Raw genomic sequence first — 22,322 nt, 5'->3', positions numbered from 1 at the left:
ATTATCACTGTCCCGATATTCTTTCTTCTGTTGATTTCCCGCAGTTTTCTGCGATTCGTTGGTATGAATATATCAACGGAATGTGATGAAAAAATGATTGATTTGTGTTTATTTCATGAACCGCAAAAAAATGGTGTGGAACAAAAGCCCCCAACTATGATATCTACGGATTGTTCCGTGCTGCGCACTCCCACAATCCTACCCAATATTCGCATATCGTGGAACTATCATCCCACTTTTATGCTCATATTTGGGCAGGTCACAAGGTCATTCACCCACCTATGAGCAAGCTCATGTGGGTTTAGACCTTTTGGCCCTGATATCATATCATTTTAAACTTCTACGTGTCCATTTACTACATTCCAGACACCATATTCATTCTCAGCCAGACCGTTATACGTAAAGTCTACTGTTCCGTTGGTCATATACCACCAGCCATATTCATTTACTGCTAATCCGGTATAATTCAAATCCAACGCTCCATTCGTCATGTACCACCAGCCGTATTCGTTTACTGCCATTCCGGTATAGTTAAAATCCAATGCTCCGTTGGTCATGTACCACCAGCCGTATTCATTTACTGCCATTCCGGTATAGTTAGTATCCAGTGCTCCATTCGTCATGTACCACCAGCCGTATTCATTTACTGCCATTCCGGTATAGTTAAAATCCAGTGCTCCATTCGTCATGTACCACCAGCCGTATTCGTTCACTGCCATTCCGGTATAGTTAAAATCCAATGCTCCGTTGGTTATGTACCACCAGCCGTATTCGTTTACTGCCATTCCGGTATAGTTAAAATCCAGTGCTCCATTCGTCATGTACCACCAGCCGTATTCATTTACTGCCATTCCGGTATAACCAAAGTCAATTGTTCCATTGCTTACATACCACCAGCCATACTCATTTGCTGCCATTCCGGTATAGTTGAAATCTACTGTTCCATTGGTTATCTTCCACCAGCCATATTCATTTGCTGCTAAACCGTTATAATTGTAATCAATATTGTTATTTGTATAATAATACCAGTTACCATCTGCTGACTGTTGCAGTCCATTTTTATTTTCATCCGGAGCCGGATTTTCATTATCACCAGCATCTGTCTTTGCCGTAAATGTCAATTTATCCGCAGACACTTCGATATTAAAAACATTTTCCTGTTCCTCTCCATCATACTTGAAACCGTTAGGAAGCTGTTCGTCTTGCCCCATTGATGCCGCCGGTATAACAGACACGGGATTGTCATAATCAACCAGCCATACTTCATCTCTTCCCTGTTCATCCATTCCTAAGAAATCATTCAATGCGCAGATTCTGTAAACAGAACTTCCGGTTTCAGAATCATAGTCATATACCATTGCATACTTTTCATTTGTTGCCGTATTGATCACTAAATTACTTGTTCCTCCACTGCCCCATTCCGCATCATAATATGAGATGTCTGTGTCTAAAACAGTCTGCGTGTAACCTTCCGGCATTGTGTCATAGCTTCCTATCTTTACCGCATAATAAATGTCACCGAGCGCTTCTTTTTTCGTGAGCTGATACAGGTTATATGCCGTAATTTCGTCATTCTCATTTAATGAATAGGTTAAAGTGTAATATGAAGAATCTCCGTTGGTATAAACTACATTGGTTGTTGACGGGTCATACGCATAATACTTTGCATAAATTCTTGCAATATCCAGCGGATGTGAAATCTGATACTGTGGTGTTTCCTGCAATGTCCCGTTATCCTTTATTACCTTATCCGTAAGATTTCCTGTCGTGTAAAGCACTTTTCCTGCCTGTCCTGCATAAATCGTCACATTACAGGTATTTTCCACTGAAAGCACGGACGCCGTTCCCTCTGCATAAAGGCGCACACCGTAGTCTTCCTGTTTTTTCGGGTTTACCGTAAGCGAACCGTCCCCGCAGATTGTAACAGATCCGCCCCACGCATCGCCGTATGCGACAATACTGCTTATTTCATTTTCACCTATCAGGCGGATTTTAAAATCATCCCCCATCATGTTGGTTGCAATATAATTGTCTGCATTTTTGTACTGGTTCAAAGTTAATGTGTTGCTTGCCTTATCGTAGGATACCCCGTCAATTGCGTTGCTTCCCTGCGATGAAAATATGTTGTCTTTGGTTTCGCTGTTACCCACTGCAATATAGGCATACGCCCAGTCCCCTTCATCACACGGACCGTTTGCCGCCTCTGCCTTCGGTACGGTAAATACGACCGCTGCCGACAATGCCATTACCGTTGTCAGGGCTATCGCTGCTGCCTTACTTCTACTTCTCCGGGTGGATTTCCGATTGAACTTTTTTAATATTCTCACCATAAAATTTCCTCCTTTTGCCTGTGTAAATATCTGGTAGTTATGGTGTCATCTTATCGTATCCTTTATCCGCTGTGCAGTTGGCATGTGTCTATTTTTCGGCAGAAACGAGAAAAACAGCGTGGGACAGATGTCTCACGCCGTTTTATAGTATATAAATTTCAGTTTTAGTCCCTATATCAAGCCTTTCGTATCCTGCCTGTCATATAAAAATCTTCTCCTCTAAATCTTCATAGAACAATGGAAGATAACGTAGTTTATATTTTGTATCAGTCATTTATTTTCCTTCTCAGATTTGCAAAAATTTCTTCATGTGTATATCTTCTGTCATCTTCTTCCGCAGACTTATCAGCCTCATCAAGAGCTGGTTCAACACCATCTGTTAATTTTGAATATGCTTCCAGACTAAGCACTACCATTGTTCCATAACCATTTTTTGTCAGATATACCGGTTCACCACCTGCAACTGCTTTTTCCACATCAGGAAACTTATTTCTTAAATCTGAAACTGGTCTAATCTGTATCATATATAACACCTCTTTTAATTTTTATCAGAATTTTATCAAAATATTATCATCATTTATATCATAACCTATTAATTCTGCTTTTACAACCTAAAACAAAATTTTGTTATCAACAATTTAATGTACACAAAAACCTGATGCTTACGCACCAGGTTTTCGATATAGAATTTTTATTCCCGATAGTATGAATTATATGCAGACCACGCAGTTGTTCCATTCACCGGCTCAACTGTACCATCATCCCAAGTAACTGCATACAATATGGTTTTTATTGTAATATCATCTGATAATAATACTTGTGGATTGTTTATAGATTTTGTTTCTCCGGGTTCAACTATTCCATCACTATCCCCCATAAATAACATACAATAGTTCTCATATTTTGCTACATCTTTTGACGGCGCATAAATAGAACTTATTGTTGATATTGAAGGAACTGAAGCCGCTTTTTTCCCTTTAAATAGTGCGCATTTTACTTGTAATGCTTTAATAGTTTTATCTGAATTATTGGTTACAATCATATTTACATCATATCCAGTTAGAACAGATTCTACAATCTCTGTATCTATAGTTATATTCTTTTCTGCCGCATTACTTTCAGCCCATTTTGCATATTCTCCATACTTTTGGGTATATGTGTCATATTTTTGTTTAACTTCATCTTTATGACTTGTATTATATTTAATCCATTCATCAGCGTTTTCTAATTCCCACGTTGAACCGTCTTCATATTTGATTTTTCCAACAACCACATCCGCATAAGAATATTTATCTGAACTCGGTGTCAAAAGATATACTTTATCTTTACCTTTTACAATATTGGCTGATTCAAATTTCTGCGTATTATATGAACTTCCTATTAACATTGTATCTGTATCATATAATGCTACATATAGTTCTATATCTTTAATTGCTTTATCTGATGAACTAACAAATATTACACCGATACTATTAGTATTATTATTTATTTTAGTAATACCTTTAAATGTTATATCTGAATACTCTGCATATAGCTTTGTTGCTTCTTCTGTTGTACTTTCTTGCGTTGATGAGATTGTTTCTTTTTCTTCATTTGTTGTCGTTGCTGTAGAATTATTACATGCTATTGTTGAAAACATCAACATTGCAGTTGCCATAATTAATATGATTTTTTTCATATTTTATAATCTCCTTCATATTTATTGAATTTTCCCTAATAAATATAATAACATAAAAATATAAAATTGTCATTTTAGATGGTCTGCAATATCAATATTATCAAATTTTAACAATCAATCATCATAATTCATCTTTATTTCTTTTAACGCTAAATACATTGAAGTAAATTCTGAATCTATACACTGTAATGGTTTCATATTAATTTTCACTTTATTAAAACCATTCATTTCATAAAATGACTCTGCCTGTGGTACTGAATGTAAAAATATTGCTTTAAATCCTACAACAGTATTGGATAAATTTTCAAGATAACTTATAATATTTCGCATTATCCATGCGGAAATTGGCAAATCCTGCCCCTCATATTCAAAAAATATATTTTGATATTTTTCATCTACAGCAAACATTTTTATTTCAATAGCTGATATTCCATAAATTTGAATATCGAACTCTTTACCTTCTTCCGCCGCTTCTTCCTCATCTAAACGAATTCTATCTTCATATGGTATTGATGTAGCTGCTAATGTATAGTATGCAACAAGTTCCCGTTTTTCTTCTTTTCCTAAATCATCCAAAAATACGTTCCAAACTGTATATGTAACACCATCACCTATATTTTTATAATCATTCGCTTCATCAACAACAAAATCATTAAAATTTTCGTAACCCTTACCCGCATTAAATTTTTGAATTTCATATAAATAATCCTGATATGCCTGTTCCAACAACATCACATCAGGATTAAAATTCATTATGTGTTTATGTTTACTTTTGTTTTCCAAATAAATCAGCCGCCTTTTTACAAGAACTTAAAAATTCTGTTGAAACCTTATTTTTATTAAATTCGTGTATGAATTTTTTCGTATTATCATTTTTAATTATTTCTATTTTATTAATAGGTTTTGTTAATACCATATCACCAACCTCCTTTTCATTTGAACTATCTTTTTTCTGTGTATTCATTATATCATTCCCTTATAAGAAATTGCAAGCTATTCTATAAATATTATATCGTTATTATAGGAGTAAATCTGAGTATAATAAACAAATTTATTGATGAACTATACACTTGTATTATTCTGTACCATAGAGTACAAAAACGAGTATACAAACGTACGATTTATACTTAGATATTCATTTATACATATTATGTTCTTACTCAATAATTATTTATAAAAAATAGTGATTTTATGCAACTTGTCCTAAAAATTGAAGACACACTAAATACTGAAAAAAGCAGCCTTCTGACCACATCAAAAGACCGCTTTTTACAAATTTATTCAGTTCTTATACACCGATATTTCCAATACTTTATTCATCACCCATTTTCGCCAATTTGGCTGCCTGGTCTGCCGCGATGCAGGCATCGATGATTTCCTGGATATCGCCGTCCATAATCTTGTCCAGCTTATACAGCGTCAGACCGATTCTGTGGTCGGTTACACGTCCCTGTGGGAAGTTGTAAGTACGAATCTTTTCAGAACGGTCACCTGTACCAATCTGGCTTCTTCTCGCATCTGCTTCCGCATCATGTGCCTTCTGAATCTCTAAATCATAGAGTTTTGCACGCAGGAGAGCAAATGCCTTTTCTTTATTCTGAATCTGTGACTTTTCTGTCTGTGAATAAATAACAATGCCTGTCGGATAGTGGGTCAGTCGTACAGCGGAATCCGTTGTATTGACACACTGTCCGCCGTTTCCGGAAGCACGCATAACATCGATACGGATATCTTTTTCATCAATCTGGATATCTACTTCTTCTGCTTCCGGCATAACTGCAACCGAAGCCGTAGAAGTATGGATACGTCCGCCGGATTCTGTTTCCGGCACACGCTGTACACGGTGTACACCGCTTTCATATTTTAAAACAGAGTATGCACCCTGTCCCTTTACCATGAATTCGATTTCCTTCATACCACCAATGCCTGTTTCATCCGCGTTGACAACTTCGACCTTCCATCCCTTTGATTCTACATAATGGGTATACATACGGAACAGCTCTGCCGCAAAAAGTGCCGCTTCATCACCGCCCGCACCCGCACGGATTTCAACGATAATATCCTTGTCATCATTCGGATCCTTTGGCAGAAGTAAAATTTTAATTTCATTTTCCAGTTCTTCTACGCGTTTTTTCGCTTCATTTAATTCTTCTTTTGCCAGTTCCTTTAATTCTTCATCGGATTCTTCATCTAAAAGCTGTAAACTGTCTTCAATTGTCTGCTTACAGTTTTTGTATTCTGTATACGTAGCAATTAACGGAGCCAGACTGCTCTGCTCTTTCATCAGCTTTCTAAAACGGTTCTGGTCATTAACCACATCCGGATTTCCCAGTTCTGCCGTAATATCCTCATAACGGTTTACGGTATCTTCCAATCTGTCAAACATATCCATAATCTATTTTATCCTTTCTTTCCGGTTCTCTGTCTTTCTTTATTTATAATCTGCCCATAACGACTCTGTCAAGTCCCGCCAAATCTTTTACGGTTGACACCTGTGTATAGCCTTCTTTACAAAGCAGTGCTTCGACTGCCGCAGACTGGTCATAACCGATTTCATAAAACAGCCGGCCGCCGGGCTTTAAAAAGCTTTTCGCCTGCTTTGTAATCTTTCTGTAAAAATATAATCCGTCCTCATGTCCGTCCAATGCCAGCACCGGGTCATGCAGGCGCACTTCCTCCGATAAACTGTCAATCACCTCTGTACAGATATACGGCGGATTGGAAACCACAATATCCACGGACTGTTCCATAAGATACTTTCCTGCGTTTTCAAATAAATCGCTCTGAATCAGTGTCACATTTTCCGGTGCAAGGGCTTCTTGATTAGCCTTTGCAACCGCAAGTGCCTTCCCGGAAATATCCACACCGATACCCTTTGAAAGCTTTCGTTCCAGTGCAACAGACAGCAGAATGCAGCCTGAACCGGTACACATATCTACAACTGTCATACCGTCCGTACAGACCTTTAACACCTGCTCCACAAGCACTTCCGTATCCGGTCTTGGAATCAGTACATCGGGACTGACCTTAAATTCATGTCCGTAAAAAAATGCCCTGCCTAAAATGTGCTGCAACGGCTCATGACTGCTTCTACGTTCAATATAGTCAAAAAAACGTTCCTGTTCTACACGGGTAAGCAGCTTTGATCCATTCATCAGATAATATGTCCTGTCCATGCCGTTGATTTCAGACAACAGGGCATAGCTGTCGTAGTCTGCATTTTCAATGCCGCACTGTTTCAGTCTTTTTGCACCCTCACGCACCGCGTCGGATATGGTCAGATTTTCCTGTATCATCATATCCCTGCACATCACTTTTTATCCACTCTCTCTTTGAAAAGAGGAAGTTCCTCTGCGTAATCTTCGTCTTCTTCATCCTCGATAAATTCAAAGCCGTCACCTTCTTCAAGCCCCTTATCGCTTTCTACTGACAGATTACTTTCGGATGCCTGCTGTGCTGCCGTGTCCACAGATTCCTGCGGGTCTTCTATAATTTCAAAGCCCTCCGGCAGTTCATCATCGTCCTCATCATCTTCTCCGGCTTCTGATTCCTGTGATTCTGACTGCTGTTTTATATCTGCATTTTCACTTTCCGGCTCAGACTTTTCTTTATTTTCTACCGGACTGCCGGTTTCGGACTGCTGTTCTGAATTTTCAGTGCTGTCCGGATTCTTTTCCTGCTCTTTTGCACCCTCTGCGTCCGTAATCTGACCGCCTTCTAATATATCCGTATCATCCGGTGCAATATATTCTTTTTCAGGCTGTGTCGTCTGCTGTGTATTTTCCTGTACAACTTCATCCGGATTTAAGGAACGTGTATTCCGATCCGCACCTGTCGTAATGGTCGATGTAATCGCAAGAGAAGCTTCGTTGGCTGCCATTTCCGCTACCGGCTGTTCGGTATCCTTATAATAATCCAATAAAAATGCTTCCCAGTCAAAGACTTCTTCTACTGCTTTAATCGCCACTTCAATCATATCCATATCCGGTTCTTTGGTCGTGAGCTTCTGAAGCCACAGCCCCGGCTTGCTGAGTGCTGTGATAAATACATTTTCGCTTCTGCCCGCCCAGCGGATTAATTCATATGAAACACCCGCAATGACCGGAATCAGCAGGATTCTTAAAACGAGCTGCACCGCCGTATTTTCGATTCTGATAAATATAAAAAATATCACACTGACAAACATCACCAGAAACAAAAAGCTTGTTCCGCAGCGCTTGTGATAACGCGAGCTGTTTTTTACATTTTCCGGTGTCAGTCTTGCGCCATGCTCAATGCAGTTGATACACTTATGCTCTGCACCGTGGTACATAAATGTTCTTTTAATATCCTTCATCTGTGAAATTGCCAGTATGTATAAAATAAATAAGACAACTCTCACAATACCTTCTATAAAATTCAACAAAAATTGAGAAGAAACATAAGGTGTCAGCAGTCTGGATACAAAATACGGAATAAGCATAAACAGTGCTACTGCAAATACAACAGATAAAATAACCGTAAACGCCATTAAAACCGCTTCTAATTTATCTTTAAAAACAGCCCTTCCGATTTCATCGGCTTTTGTACTCTTCTGCTCTGCCGGATCATCATAAAACGAAGCCGAATAATTGATTGTGGAAATTCCCGTTACTAAAGAATCCACAAAGCTGTATACTCCCCGGATTATCGGATAATTCAGCCACGGATGTTTCTTTTGCAGCTGATTACAATCTCTGACTGTTACTTCTATTTCATTATCTGGCTTACGGACTGCAATGGAATACTGATCCTTATTGCGCATCATAATTCCTTCAATAACAGCCTGTCCGCCGATTCCTGATGGTTTCATCGCACACCTCTAAGCATATTTTTTACCATAATAACAAAAAAGTTGAGGTCTGGTCAACCTCAACCTTATGTTCTGATTAATTGTTCTGTACGCCGTACTTCTTGTTGAACTTATCAATACGTCCGCGAACAGATGATGCCTTCTGCTGTCCTGTATAGAAAGGATGGCACTTTGAGCAAATTTCAACATGGATTTCTTCCTTTGTTGAACCTGTAACAAATTCATTACCACAGTTGCAAACAACCTTTGCCTGATGGTACTCTGGATGGATTCCTTCTCTCATGATTTTCACCTCTTTAATATTTAAATAAGTATTGTCATTGTGAGACGAATCTCACAAAGTGATCTCTTTATCTGTGATAAACAGCTTTCTTATTGTATCATAAGGATATTATGAATGCAAGCATTATTTTTAAAATTTTTTTCTGATTTTAACAGACCGGTCCGTCCTTTCATAAACCTCCGGTTTCTATATATAACGGTTCTTGCGGACGGTCTGTACAAATTCTGCATTATTTCTTGTCTTTGCAAATAAGTCTAAGATGCGTTCTGCTGCTTCATCTGTCTTTAGTCCGTTTAACGCCTTCCGCATAATATCTACCGCTTCCTGTTCTTCGCGGCTTAACAGCAAATCTTCACGTCGTGTACTGGACTTTGCAATATCAATCGCCGGGAACACTCTCTTTTCAGACAGCTTTCTGTCAAGTACCAGTTCCATGTTACCCGTTCCCTTAAATTCTTCAAATACAACATCATCCATCTTACTGCCCGTTTCAACCAATGCCGTTGCCAGAATGGTAAGGCTTCCGCCTTCTCTCATATTTCTTGCCGCACCAAAGAAACGCTTTGGCATATGCAGTGCCGCCGGGTCCAGACCACCGGATAAGGTTCGTCCGCTTGCCTGTACAGTAAGATTATAGGCTCTTGCCAGTCTTGTAATACTGTCTAATAAAATAATAACATCCTGTTTCTGCTCCACCAGACGCTTTGCACGCTCGATAACCATTTCAGATACACGTCTGTGACGTTCCGGCAGTTCATCAAATGTAGAATAAATAACTTCCACATTATCCCCTGTAATGGACTCTTTAATATCCGTAACTTCTTCCGGACGTTCATCAATTAACAGAATCATCAGGTGCATTTCCGGGTTGTTCTTGGTTACGGCTGTCGCAATCTGCTTTAACAGGGTTGTCTTACCGGACTTTGGCTGTGATACAATCATGCCTCGCTGTCCCTTGCCAATCGGAGAAATCAAATCTACCATGCGCATTGCCACGGTATTTGTATTTTTCTCTAAATGAATTCTCTCATTCGGGAAAATCGGTGTCAGTTTTTCAAATGCCGGTCTTTTGGTTGCAAGCATCGGATCTAATCCGTTGACAGACTCAAGATATAAAAGCGCTGAAAATTTTTCATTCTGTGTACGGATACGCTTCGGTCCTTTGATAATATCACCTGTCTTTAAATTAAAGCGGCGGATCTGTGTCGGCGATACATACACATCATTTTCACCCGGCAGGAAATTCTCACAGCGGATAAATCCATATCCCTCTGCAAGGACTTCAAGGATTCCGTTTGCATCGGGTTCATCGGATTTCATATCACTTCTGTAGTCCTGACGGTCATTCCTGTATTCCGTTCTGTCGTTTTTATAATCCTGTCTGCCTTCATAGTGGCGGTATTCACGGCGTTCTTCATAATGCGGACGCTCATTGCTTCTCTGTGCATTATCGTTTCTTGTGTAACGCGGTGTTTCTTCACTTCTTCCGGTACGTGCTGCCGGTGCTGCCGTACTTTGAACCTCCTGGTGTTCTTCCTGTCTTTGTGTACTCTGTGCTTCGGTATTCTGTTTTTCCGATGCTTCTGCCTGTGCTTCTTCTCCACCTGAAGCTTCAATAATTGCATCAATCAGCTCTGCCTTGCGCATCGCTGTAATTCCTTTGATTTTTTTATCCTTTGCAAACTCGCGTAATACAACTAAAGATAATGTCTGAAGTTTTTCTCTCATATCTTAATACTCTCCTAAAATAAATTCCATTCCTATAAATAAATATAACAAATATAAACAGGGAATCCGGTTACTGAATCAGCACCACTTATGAAAATCTCATTACTGTTCCTCTATTATACACCTTTTTGTCATAATTTCAAACCTTTCTTTTTCTAAAAATATATTGCCGTCAGATTTTGTATATGGTATGATTTAAAGTATCTTTGGATTTTTAAGAAAGGCAGGTATTATTTATAATGACAAATGCAGAAAAGGCTTTACAGCTTCATGAGGAATGGAACGGAAAATTTGAAACAACACCAAAGATGGATATTGCAACAAGGGAAGACCTTGCGTTAGCTTATACTCCGGGTGTTGCTGAACCATGTAAGGTCATCGCAAAGGATAAGGAAGCAGCTTACAAGTACACCATTAAGGCAAACACTGTTGCCGTTGTATCAGACGGCAGTGCTGTTTTAGGACTGGGCAACATCGGCGCTCACGCAGCCATGCCTGTTATGGAAGGAAAGGCTGTTCTTTTCAAATCCTTCGGCGGTGTCAATGCTGTGCCGATTTGTCTGGACACACAGGATACAGAGGAAATTATCAAGACTGTTGTCAATATTGCACCTGCCTTTGGCGGAATTAATCTTGAAGATATTTCCGCGCCGCGATGCTTTGAAATCGAGTCCCGTTTAAAGGAACTCTTAGACATTCCTGTTTTCCACGATGACCAGCACGGTACCGCAATTGTTGTACTTGCCGGTATTATCAATGGTTTAAAGGTTACAGGAAAGACAAAAGAAGACTGTCAGGTTGTTGTAAACGGTGCCGGTTCTGCCGGCGTTGCCATTACAAAGCTGCTCCTTACATATGGATTTAAGCATGTTACCATGTGCGACAAGTCCGGTATCCTTTCTAAAGGAAGCGAAGGTTTAAACTGGATGCAGGAATCCATGATGGATGTTACGAATCTTGAACATAAGACCGGTTCACTGGCGGATGCTTTAAAGGGTGCTGATATTTTTGTCGGTGTTTCCGCTCCGAATATTGTAACTCCTGAAATGGTTCAGTCCATGAACAAAGATGCGATTATCTTTGCCATGGCAAATCCGGTTCCTGAAATTATGCCGGACGTTGCAAAGGCTGCAGGTGCAAAAGTGGTCGGTACAGGCCGTTCTGACTTTCCGAACCAGGTCAACAACGTTATCGCATTTCCGGGTATCTTTAAAGGCGCACTCGAAGGCCGTGCAACACAGATTACCGAAGAAATGAAGCTGGCTGCTGCACTTGCCATTGCTAATTTAGTTCCTGAGGATGAAGTCAGCGATGTCAACATTTTACCGGAAGCTTTTGATGAACGCGTTGCTGATGTCGTAAGTCAGGCTGTAAAAGACCATATTACCAGATAGTCCATGAAACCTTACTACTATTCACTAAGCGAATATTTAAAGGAAACGTATGGCTGTAAAATGTACAAGCTTTCTTTAAGCGGCGGCATGACCTGTCCCAACCGTGACGGACGGATTGACACACGTGGCTGTATTTTTTGCAGTGCAGGCGGTTCCGGTGATTTTTCAGGAGAGGCACTGATTGGAAACAGTGCCTCTTTACTTGCCGGAGGCATTGTGACACCGCAGCATACTAAAATTCCAGGCATTGCTGCACAGATTGAAGCCGAAAAAGCACTTATCAGCCGTAAATATAACGGCGGTCAGTATATCGCTTATTTTCAGTCATACACCAATACGTATGCACCGGCCGATTATTTAAGACAGATTTTTACCGAAGCAATCCGGCACGATGACGTCCGGATTCTTTCTATTGCAACAAGACCGGACTGCATTACACCAGCGATTGTTACACTGCTTTCTGAATTAAATGCCATAAAACCGGTCTGGGTTGAACTAGGACTTCAGACAATCCATGAAAGCAGCGCCCGCTATATCCGCCGCGGCTACAGTCTTTCTGTATTTGATGATGCCATGAAAATGCTGTCTGATGCCGGAATTGAAACAATTGTGCATATGATTCTCGGACTGCCCTCTGAATCGCAGGAAATGATGTTACAGACCGCAGATTATATCGGACACAGCGGAGCCTCCGGCATTAAACTCCAGCTGTTACATATTCTTTCCGGCACAGACCTTGCACGCGATTATGAAGAAAAGCTTTTTACCGTCATGACGGAAGACGAATATCTTGATTGCCTTGGGAAAATTTTAGAGATTCTTCCGCCGGATATGGTAATTCACCGGCTGACGGGTGACGGTGCAAAAAAACTGCTGAAAGCTCCTTTATGGAGTGCCAACAAAAAACAGGTAATGAACCGGATGAACCGGTATTTTAAAGAGAATAACATTTGTCAAGGACGGTTATATCAATGAATACAGAAGCAACTACTTTATACAAATTGATGGTTTTATATATGTTAAGTAAAGTGAATTTCCCACTTTCCAACAGCCAGATTGCTGATTTTATGCTGGACAAACAATATACAACCTATTTTACACTGCAGGAAGTTTTAAGCTCCCTTGCAGATGATGGCTTTGTTAATGTCCTGACATACCGAAGCAGCACCCAGTACCGGCTGACGTCTTCCGGAAAAGACACCATTTCCTTTTTCAGCAACAAAATATCCAATGCAATCCGTGAAGAAATCGATGTCTATCTGATTGAAAATAAATACGAACTGCGCTGTGAAACCGGAACCCTGTCCGACTACTACCGTTCCACAAACGGCGACTACATCGTACACTGCATCGTAAAAGAAGGCAAAACCAACCTCATTGAGTTAAACATTGCCGTCCCGTTAGAAGAACAGGCCGACGCCATGTGTTCCAAATGGCGCGAAGGCAGTCAGGAAATCTACGATTTCATTATGCGGAAGCTGATGTAAATAAAAACTATATTTATAATAAAAGCCCGGCAGAATAAGTGAATGAAAAAATACTTATTCTGCCGGGCTTCCGCTTCCCTCTCGGGGTTTTTATATGCCCATACTGAAGTCAAGTGCTAACGTTGAAGCAGGGGCATATAGAAAACCCAATCTATAGATACTGCTCAATCGTTTCCCACAGCTCCGGGATTCCCTGCTTCGTCTGTGATGAAACAGGAATTAATATATCATCTTTTTCAAGTCCAAGTCCTGTGCGGACAGCTTTAACATGCTTTGGAATCTGGCTGCGCTTTAATTTATCCAGCTTTGTTGCAATAATAACCGGGTGGTATCCATTTGCAACAATCCAGTCATACATCATTTTATCGTTGGCTGACGGGTCATGACGGATATCAATCAGCAGAAAGACCTGATGAAGCTGTTTGGACACTTTCAGATACTTTTCTACCATTTTACCCCATTTTGCTTTTACCTGCTGATTGGCATTGGCATAGCCGTAGCCCGGTAAATCCACCAGAAACATTGCATCATTGATATTATAATAATTGATTGTCTGTGTCTTACCCGGCTGTGAAGATGTTCTGGCATAAGACTTACGGTTCATCAACGCATTGATGAGTGAAGATTTTCCCACGTTGGATTTTCCTGCAAATGCCACCTCCGGCAGTTCAGTTTGTGGAATTGCGCTTGTAACACCAATGACAATATCCAGATTTACTTTTTTGATAATCATACAACTCTCCATTCTGCTGACATCTCATGCCATACATTTTCACTATTTATCCTGATTCCCGGGAACCAGTGCATGCTCAAGTACCTGTTTCATTTCCGAAACAAAAACAATCTCCATGCCGCCTGTAATTTCTTCATCAAATTCTTCCACGTCACTTCTGTTTTCGGACGGAACAAGGACTTTTTTCATGCCTGCCGTCTTTGCCGCGAGCAGTTTTTCCCTTAATCCGCCAATCGGAAGCACTCTGCCGCGGAGTGTCACTTCCCCGGTCATTGCAACATCGGCATGAACCGGAATTCCTGTCACTGCAGAAAGCATCGCCGTTGTCATTGTTACACCAGCTGACGGACCATCCTTTGGCACTGCGCCTTCCGGAATATGTAAATGAATACTGTGTGTATCAAAATATTCCTGTTCGACCTTATACTTCCTGCCTGATGTAATAGAGCGCACATAAGTCAGTGCAATCCGTGCGGATTCCTGCATGACATCACCCATTTGTCCGGTGAGAATCAGTTCACCCTTACCCGGCATTGTATTGACTTCAATTTCTAACGTATCCCCGCCGACACTTGTCCATGCCAGTCCACGCACAATACCGACTTCATTCTTTTTATGGATATTCTCCGGCTTAAATTTTACTTTTCCTAAGAAATCCTTTAAATTCTTATCTGTAATGCGGATACTCTTTACTTCTTCATTCAATTCTCCGTTGCCGTGATAGAGCTGGCGCACTGCCTTGCGGCATACCTTTGCGATTTCACGCTCTAAGCTTCGCACACCGGCTTCCCTTGTATATCCGTCAATCATGCTTTCAAGCGCCTTATCGGAAAATTTCAGCTGTTTTGCCATCAGTCCGTTTTTCTCAAGCTGCTTTGGCACTAAATGTTCTTTTGCAATGTGCAGCTTTTCATTTTTGGTATATGAGCTGACCTCGATAATCTCCATTCGGTCTAACAGCGGTCTACTGACAGTTGATAAATCATTTGCCGTTGCAATAAAAAGCACCTGTGAAAGGTCTGTCGGCAGTTCAATATAGTGATCGACAAAATGGCTGTTCTGCTCGCTGTCTAATACCTCCAACAGCGCTGAAGCCGTATCGCCCTTATAATCACTGCTGATTTTATCAATTTCATCTAACAGCATAAGCGGATTTTTCACGCCTGCCGCTTTAAATGCCGTAATAATTCTGCCCGGCATTGCACCGACATAAGTCTTTCTGTGTCCGCGGATTTCTGCTTCATCACGTACACCACCCAGACAGATACGCACATATTTTTTATTCAGTGCTTTTGCCACAGAACGCGCAATTGAAGTTTTTCCCGTTCCCGGAGGTCCTACAAGACAAAGAATCGGTGCATCACCCTTGCTTGTAATATTACGGACTGCGAGCGATTCTAAAATACGCTCTTTGATTTTTTTCATGCCATAGTGATCTTCATCCAACACCTGTGCTGCAGCATCTAAATCACGGTTATCCTCTGACATCTTATCCCACGGCATTTCAAGCAGCGTTTCGATATAACCGCGCTCCACGTTCGCTTCTGCTGAACCCTGGCTTAATATTTTATAACGCTTGATTTCCTTGCGGATTTTTTCTTTAATTTCCGCAGCTGCTTCCAGTTCTTTTACTGCATCACAAAATTCTTCAATTTCAGAACCGTCATCTTCGCCGTCTAATTCTTCATTTAAGACTTTTAACTGCTCTCTTAAAATATACTCTTTCTGGTGTTTATCTACTTTTTCTTTGACTTTTTCAGAAAGCTCTTCTTTAATTCTGCTGACATTCGTATCTTCGATCAAGAGTTTGCCCGCATATTCATACATTTCTTCCAAAGAATCCAGTTCCAGCATATGCTGGCGTTCCCTGTACTCCATCGGATAATCGATTGTAAACCGTTCCAGCAGCTTTCTGGCACTGTTCATACCCAGCCATTGCTTTAAAATGTCACGGCTCATCCTTGGATTGGCAAGTGCGTACTGACGAATCAGTTCTCTTAACCCCGTAAGCATGGCTTTATTGAGTGTCGGGTCTAATTCCTGCGGCGGCTGCTCATTTACTGCAACCTCTGCCACAAGCATTCCATCCGCCTGCGTAACACTTTCAAGCGTACCCTTCTTCACACCTTCTACCAGAACACGCACTACGCTGTTTGGCAGCTTTATGAGCTGTTTAATCTTTACCAGTGTACCTACATGATATAAATCTTCGTATTCCGGGTCAGAAACTTCCGGGTCAACCTGTGTTGCCAGAAAGATTTTCTGGTCTTTTTCCATTGCCTTTTCTACTGCATGAATTGATTTTTTTCTGCTTATATCAAAATGTATGACCATGTCCGGCAACACGGTCATACCTCTTAATGCAATCAATGGCAAATTTATATTTTTCATTTCCATATAAACCTAACCTTTTAGTTTTTTACATTGCAACATTTTCTGAGCGGTACTCAATCAAAGGCTTTGCTGTTCCATCTACGGCATCCTTTGTAATTACACATTTTGCAATCGTATCATCTGACGGAATTTCGTACATCACTTCATTCATAACTGCCTCTAAGATAGAACGAAGGCCACGGGCACCCGTCTTTCTTTCAAAACTCTTTTTAGCGACTTCTTCAACCGCTTCGTCTGTAAATTCCAGTTCTACCTCATCTAAAGAGAACAATGCCTGATACTGCTTTAAAATCGCATTTTTCGGTTCCTTTAAAATTCTTACCAGTGCAGCTTCATCTAAGGAATCCAATGCAACAACCACCGGCACACGGCCTACAAATTCAGGAATCAGTCCGAATTTAATCAGATCCTGCGGAAGTACCTTATGGAACATCTCACCGACTTCTGCTTCAATCTTTTCATGGACATCTGCATTAAATCCGATAGAACTCTTATCCATACGGGATTCAATAATCTTTTCAAGACCGTCAAATGCACCACCGCAGATAAATAAAATATTGGTTGTATCAATTGGAATCAGTTCCTGCTGTGGGTGTTTTCTTCCTCCCTGTGGCGGAACGGAAGCCACCGTACCCTCTAAAATTTTAAGAAGTGCCTGCTGTACACCTTCGCCCGATACATCTCTTGTAATGGATACATTTTCTGATTTCTTTGTAATCTTATCTATTTCATCAATATAAATAATACCATATTGTGCTTTTTCGATATCATAATCTGCTGCCTGAATCAGCTTTAATAAAATATTTTCTACATCTTCACCGACATACCCCGCCTCTGTCAGTGTGGTTGCATCTGCAATTGCAAACGGCACATTTAAAAGTCTTGCCAGATTCTGAGCAAGAAATGTCTTACCGGAACCTGTCGGACCCAGCATTAAAATATTACTTTTCTGTAATTCTACATCAACGTCTTTCCCTGATAAAATTCTCTTGTAATGATTATAAACCGCTACAGCCAGTACTTTCTTTGCCTCGTCCTGTCCGATAACATAGTCATCTAAAAATTCTTTTATTTCTTTTGGCTTTAACAGATTAATTTCCATATCTTCTGCCGGATTGCCGTCATCTTCTTCTTCTTCAAATTCTTCATCAAGAATATCACTGCAAATACTTACACACTGGTCACAAATGTAAATTCCGTTCGGACCGGATATCAGCTTTTTTACCTGATCCTGTGTCTTATTGCAAAATGAACATCTCAACTTTTCATCTATACCTCTGCCTGCCATGAAATCCTCCAACAATAATAATGTAATTTATAAAAGGACTGTTGCGAAAAGCAACAGTCCCGTCATTTAAAACTATCTCTTTTCAACTACGCTGTCAATAAGACCATAAGCTACAGCTTCCTGTGCTGTCATATAGTTATCACGCTCTGTATCACGAGATATTTCTTCTACTGACTTGCCAGTATTGGCTGCCAGAATTTCATTCAACCGATTTCTAGTCTTTAAAATATTTTCTGCAACGATTCTGATTTCTGTTTCCTGTCCTTTGGCACCGCCTGAAGGCTGATGAATCATAATTTCAGAATTCGGGAGAGCAAGTCTTTTGCCCTTTGCACCGCCCGCAAGCAAAAATGCACCCATGCTTGCTGCAAGTCCCATGCACATCGTAGATACATCACACTTAATATACTGCATTGTATCATAAATTGCAAATCCGGCAGATACAGAACCACCCGGACTGTTAATGTAAAGGTGAATATCCTTGCTTGGATCTTCTGCCTCTAAAAATAACATCTGTGCAATAACAATATTTGCAGATACATCTGTCACTTCTTCTCCTAAGAAGATAATTCTGTCTTTTAAAAGTCTTGAATAAATATCATATGACCGTTCTCCACGGCTGGTCTGTTCAACGACATAAGGCACTAAACTCATAATTTCTGTCCTTTCTTACGCGAAAATTACTTTTCTACAGTTGAATTTACGATAAGATCTACTGCCTTCTGGATAGCAATATCACTTCTGATCTGCTTTCCTTCAAATTCTCCCATAAATTCTTTAATCTGTGAAAGTTCCATCTTATACATATCAGCCATCTTCTGAAGCTCTGCATCGAATTCTTCATCGGATACCTGAATATCTTCTGCCTTTGCAACTGCTTCAAGTACCAGTCTTGTCTGGATTCTCTTAACAGCTTCCGGCTTCATTTCTTCTACAATCTTATCTGCTGTCATACCTGTGTACTGGAAGTACTGGTCGATAGATAAGCCCTGCTGCTGTAATCTCTGTGCAAAGTCTTCTACCATTCTGTTTACCTGTGTATTAATCATAGCTTCCGGAATGTCCATCTTAGATGTTTCTACAATCTTAGCGATTGCTTCGTCTTCCTTCTTAGCCTTTGCTTCATTTTCCTTGTGAACGGAAATTGTCTTCTTTAAGTCTTCCTTGTATTCAGCAAGTGTATCGAAATCTGATACATCCTGTGCAAAATCATCATCTAATTCAGGAAGCTGCTTTTCCTTGATTTCCTTTACGGATACCTTGAATGTAGCCGGCTTGCCCTTTAATTCTTCTGCATGATATTCTTCCGGGAATGTTACGTTGATTTCTTTTTCTTCGCCAATGTTCATGCCGATTAACTGTTCTTCAAAGTTGTCGATGAATGAATGAGAACCGATTGTTAAAGGATAGTTTTCACCCTTTCCGCCTTCAAATGCAACACCGTCAACAAAACCTTCAAAGTCAATAACAGTCATATCGCCGTCTTTAACAGCTCTGTCTTCTACTGTTACTGTTCTTGAGTTCTGTTCCTGAACCTTCTTTAATTCTTCTTCTACGTCTGCATCTGTTACTTCTGTATCAGCCTTTTCTACTTCAACACCCTTGTATGTGCCAAGTTCTACTTCCGGCTTTACAGCTACTTCTGCTGCGAAGATGAATGGCTTGCCTTTTTCTAACTGTACAACAGAAATCTTAGGCTGTGAAACGATTTCTAACTTGCTTTCTTCAGCTGCTGTGGCATATGCTTCAGGAATGATAGCGTTTGCTGCATCTTCGTAGAATACTTCTGCACCATACATCTGCTCAATCATCTTACGAGGTGCCTTACCTTTTCTGAAACCTGGGATAGAAATCTTGTTCTTATCTTTATTATAAGCCTTATTTAAACCTGCTTCAAACTCCTCTGCTGTTGACTCGATTACGAGTTTGACCATGTTCTTTTCTTCCATCTGTTCTACTTTAAAACTCATTGTTACTATTTCCTCCTTAAAGATATATGTAAATTTTTCTAGCGTACAACGTACATATTAGGCATTATAACATAACTTTTTTTACTTTACCAGTAAAATTTTTCTTCAATTTATTTATTTTTTATTTCACGAACCGCCTGTGTTTATGTTATAGTAAGAATACTATCAAATCTGTCCGGATGACAGATAAAAAAAATGGGAATGGGGATTTATATGAATGAGATAAAAGAAAAATCAGTTGAAGTTTCCCGCACAGAGGTTTCACATTTACTGTGTAACCGTGATATGAACGGTGCCGGAAGACTTTTTGGCGGACAGCTTTTAATGTGGATTGACGAAGTTGCAGGCATTGTTGCCAAACGCCACTGCGAATGTAACGTTACCACGGCAAGCATTGACAACTTACAATTTAAGGAAGCATGTTATCTAGGTGATGTCATCGTTTTAATCGGCTATCTGACCCATGTTGGCAATTCTTCCATGGAAGTACGCATTGACACCTACGTGGAAAAGAAAAACGGCAAACGTTATCCTGTCAACCGCGCCTTCTTTATTATGGTTGCCCTTGATGAAAACGACCATCCTGTCCGCGTTCCGCGACTGTCAGTTTCTTCCATTGAGGAGCAGGCAAAATGGGAGGCTGCCGAACGCCGCGTTGCACTGCGCAAAACCCGGCGCGAAGAAGGCTTTTAAACTCTTATACAACATAAAGAAATGCCACAGCATTTCACGGTGATTCAAGGTTTGAATTTCCGTGGGAGACCGTTTCAAGTTTTGTGTAAACGTTAAAAACTGATATAAGATTTGTGAATAGTTACAAATGGGCAGAGCCGATTTTCCGGATTCTGCCCATATCTGCATTATACAGGAGTTTTTTGGCATGTCAATAAAACCTGCCTAAAACAAGCTGTTTTTACAGGTTGTGTCCGATTAGACGTTCTTCAAAATAGATTTCCAGCTGGGAATGGATCTGCCCCCAGTCCTGCCTGTGTCCGGTCCATTTTTTCGTGATATCCATAGTTGCCAGATACAGCATTTTTAAAAGGCTATCATCTGACGGAAAAACTGTCTTGCTTTTGGTCACTTTCCGAAGCTGACGGTTGAATCCTTCAATGGCATTTGTGGTATAAATCAAACGTCTTACAGCTTCTGGATACTTGAAATAAGTGGACAGTGTTGCCCAGTTATCATGCCAGGATTTATAGATTTTCGGGTACTTGGAATCCCATTTATCTTTGAACAATTCTAACTCATTTAAAGCTGTTTCTTCCGTTGGAGCCGCATATACAAGCTTCAGATCAGCCATCAGTTTTTTGATATCTTTGTAGGAGACAAACTTCGTTGAATTGCGGATCTGGTGAATGATACACTGCTGAATCTCTGTTTTTGGATAAACCGCCTCGATTGCCTGTGGAAATCCATTTAAACCATCAACGCATGCAATCAGGATATCCTCAACACCTCTGTTTTTTAATCCATTCATGATAGAAAGCCAGAACTTTGCACTTTCGTTTTCCCCAACATACATTCCAAGGACATCTTTTTTTCCATTCATGTCGATACCAAGAGCAATGTAAACCGCACGTTTTACAATACGTCCTTCACTGCGGACATGATAATGGATTGCATCCATAAATACTACAGCATACACTTCTTCCAGAGGGCGTTCCTGCCATTCTTTTACAATCGGCAGGATTTTATCTGTGATCCTGCTGATTGTACTGTCAGAAATATCAATATCGTATAATTCACGCATGTGGGATTCAATGTCTCCGGTTGTCATTCCCTTGGCATACATGGAAAGTATTTTTTCTTCCATGTCCTGAGTTACGGTATTTTGATATTTTTTAATCAGCTGTGGTTCATAATCACCGTTACGATCCCTTGGAATCGCCACATCCATATCTCCATAACTGGTGTGCATGGTTTTGCTGGAATGACCGTTTCTGCTGTTGTCTGTTTCTTTGTTACGATAATCATACTTGGAATATCCTAATTCCTCATCCAGTTCTTCATCCAAAGCACCTTCCAAAAGGACAGACATCATGTCACGCATGATGCTATTTACATCGGTACCATCTTTGATGCTGATATCATTATTTTTCAGATAGTCAAGCATCATTTCTCTCATTGCTGCTTTTTGTGGGCTGTCTTTTCTTCTTGCCATAAAAATAACCTCCAAACTGAGTAATTTTATCTTACATCA

At 40.2% G+C, this 22,322-nt stretch carries 20 protein-coding genes; 4 read left to right on the top strand and 16 right to left on the bottom strand.

Features of this window, described 5'->3' with window-relative positions; all coding sequences use genetic code 11:
• Positions 1-332: 332 nt before the first annotated feature.
• The 10 genes from LI288_RS14275 to rho all read right to left on the bottom strand — a co-directional run bounded on the left by LI288_RS14275 (position 333) and on the right by rho (position 10,850).
• On the bottom strand, positions 333-2,330 hold the full coding sequence (locus LI288_RS14275) for a hypothetical protein (protein WP_264473900.1): 1,998 nt from the start codon (positions 2,328-2,330) through the stop codon (positions 333-335).
• Between the two features lie 266 nt (positions 2,331-2,596).
• Positions 2,597-2,854 (bottom strand): type II toxin-antitoxin system Phd/YefM family antitoxin, encoded by a 258-nt coding sequence (locus LI288_RS03870; RefSeq protein WP_227089501.1) that lies wholly within the window; start codon positions 2,852-2,854, stop codon positions 2,597-2,599.
• 167 nt (positions 2,855-3,021) lie between these two features.
• Positions 3,022-4,008 (bottom strand): hypothetical protein, encoded by a 987-nt coding sequence (locus tag LI288_RS03865; protein WP_227089500.1) that lies wholly within the window; start codon positions 4,006-4,008, stop codon positions 3,022-3,024.
• 114 nt (positions 4,009-4,122) lie between these two features.
• Positions 4,123-4,791 (bottom strand): hypothetical protein, encoded by a 669-nt coding sequence (locus tag LI288_RS03860; protein ID WP_227089499.1) that lies wholly within the window; start codon positions 4,789-4,791, stop codon positions 4,123-4,125.
• Positions 4,775-4,972 (bottom strand): hypothetical protein, encoded by a 198-nt coding sequence (locus LI288_RS03855; protein ID WP_227089498.1) that lies wholly within the window; start codon positions 4,970-4,972, stop codon positions 4,775-4,777. The genes LI288_RS03860 and LI288_RS03855 overlap by 17 nt, the downstream gene beginning before the upstream one ends.
• Before the next feature lie 348 nt (positions 4,973-5,320).
• A complete protein-coding gene (gene prfA / locus LI288_RS03850; RefSeq protein WP_227089785.1) occupies positions 5,321-6,394 on the bottom strand; it encodes a peptide chain release factor 1 in 1,074 nt (357 codons plus the stop codon).
• A 49-nt stretch (positions 6,395-6,443) separates the two neighbouring features.
• Positions 6,444-7,307, bottom strand: a complete 864-nt coding sequence (gene prmC / locus LI288_RS03845) for a peptide chain release factor N(5)-glutamine methyltransferase (protein WP_227089497.1) — start codon at positions 7,305-7,307, stop codon at positions 6,444-6,446.
• An 11-nt stretch (positions 7,308-7,318) separates the two neighbouring features.
• Entirely contained in the window at positions 7,319-8,839 is a 1,521-nt protein-coding gene (locus LI288_RS03840) for a DUF1385 domain-containing protein (protein ID WP_227089496.1), read from the bottom strand.
• Between the two features lie 76 nt (positions 8,840-8,915).
• On the bottom strand, positions 8,916-9,122 hold the full coding sequence (gene rpmE / locus LI288_RS03835) for a 50S ribosomal protein L31 (RefSeq protein WP_022433098.1): 207 nt from the start codon (positions 9,120-9,122) through the stop codon (positions 8,916-8,918).
• A gap of 186 nt (positions 9,123-9,308) precedes the next feature.
• Positions 9,309-10,850 (bottom strand): transcription termination factor Rho, encoded by a 1,542-nt coding sequence (gene rho / locus LI288_RS03830; RefSeq protein WP_022433097.1) that lies wholly within the window; start codon positions 10,848-10,850, stop codon positions 9,309-9,311.
• 239 nt (positions 10,851-11,089) lie between these two features.
• On the opposite strand from rho, the gene LI288_RS03825 reads away from it, so the two are divergent.
• The 3 genes from LI288_RS03825 to LI288_RS03815 are packed head-to-tail and all read left to right on the top strand — an operon-like array spanning position 11,090 to position 13,731.
• Entirely contained in the window at positions 11,090-12,244 is a 1,155-nt protein-coding gene (locus tag LI288_RS03825) for an NAD(P)-dependent malic enzyme (protein ID WP_022433096.1), read from the top strand.
• 3 nt (positions 12,245-12,247) lie between these two features.
• Complete coding sequence (locus LI288_RS03820) at positions 12,248-13,219, top strand: TIGR01212 family radical SAM protein (protein ID WP_227089495.1); 972 nt, start codon at positions 12,248-12,250, stop codon at positions 13,217-13,219.
• Entirely contained in the window at positions 13,216-13,731 is a 516-nt protein-coding gene (locus LI288_RS03815) for a DUF4364 family protein (protein ID WP_022433094.1), read from the top strand. Before LI288_RS03820 ends, LI288_RS03815 begins: the two co-directional genes overlap by 4 nt.
• Positions 13,732-13,882: 151 nt before the next feature.
• On the opposite strand, the gene yihA is transcribed toward LI288_RS03815, so the two are convergent.
• From yihA to tig, 5 genes are all read right to left on the bottom strand, one after another.
• On the bottom strand, positions 13,883-14,464 hold the full coding sequence (yihA, locus tag LI288_RS03810) for a ribosome biogenesis GTP-binding protein YihA/YsxC (RefSeq protein ID WP_227089494.1): 582 nt from the start codon (positions 14,462-14,464) through the stop codon (positions 13,883-13,885).
• A 42-nt stretch (positions 14,465-14,506) separates the two neighbouring features.
• The gene (gene lon / locus LI288_RS03805; RefSeq protein ID WP_227089493.1) at positions 14,507-16,861 is read right to left on the bottom strand and encodes an endopeptidase La; all 2,355 of its coding nucleotides are present in this window, start codon (positions 16,859-16,861) and stop codon (positions 14,507-14,509) included.
• A 22-nt stretch (positions 16,862-16,883) separates the two neighbouring features.
• The gene (gene clpX, locus LI288_RS03800; RefSeq protein ID WP_227089492.1) at positions 16,884-18,146 is read right to left on the bottom strand and encodes an ATP-dependent Clp protease ATP-binding subunit ClpX; all 1,263 of its coding nucleotides are present in this window, start codon (positions 18,144-18,146) and stop codon (positions 16,884-16,886) included.
• Between the two features lie 72 nt (positions 18,147-18,218).
• A complete protein-coding gene (clpP, locus tag LI288_RS03795; RefSeq protein WP_022433090.1) occupies positions 18,219-18,800 on the bottom strand; it encodes an ATP-dependent Clp endopeptidase proteolytic subunit ClpP in 582 nt (193 codons plus the stop codon).
• Between the two features lie 26 nt (positions 18,801-18,826).
• Entirely contained in the window at positions 18,827-20,116 is a 1,290-nt protein-coding gene (gene tig / locus LI288_RS03790) for a trigger factor (RefSeq protein ID WP_227089491.1), read from the bottom strand.
• A 213-nt stretch (positions 20,117-20,329) separates the two neighbouring features.
• On the opposite strand from tig, the gene LI288_RS03785 reads away from it, so the two are divergent.
• Positions 20,330-20,809, top strand: coding sequence for an acyl-CoA thioesterase (locus LI288_RS03785; RefSeq protein WP_022433088.1), 480 nt, complete (start codon positions 20,330-20,332; stop codon positions 20,807-20,809).
• A 220-nt stretch (positions 20,810-21,029) separates the two neighbouring features.
• On the opposite strand, the gene LI288_RS03780 is transcribed toward LI288_RS03785, so the two are convergent.
• Positions 21,030-22,247 (bottom strand): IS256 family transposase, encoded by a 1,218-nt coding sequence (locus tag LI288_RS03780; RefSeq protein WP_227089784.1) that lies wholly within the window; start codon positions 22,245-22,247, stop codon positions 21,030-21,032.
• Positions 22,248-22,322 lie beyond the last annotated feature (75 nt).

The organism is Lachnospira pectinoschiza, from assembly GCF_020564355.1.
In the GTDB taxonomy this organism is placed as follows: Bacteria; Bacillota; Clostridia; order Lachnospirales; family Lachnospiraceae; genus Lachnospira; species Lachnospira intestinalis.
The sequence above is the reverse complement of the archived record's forward strand: the minus strand, read 5'-3'. Positions and strand labels throughout refer to the sequence as shown.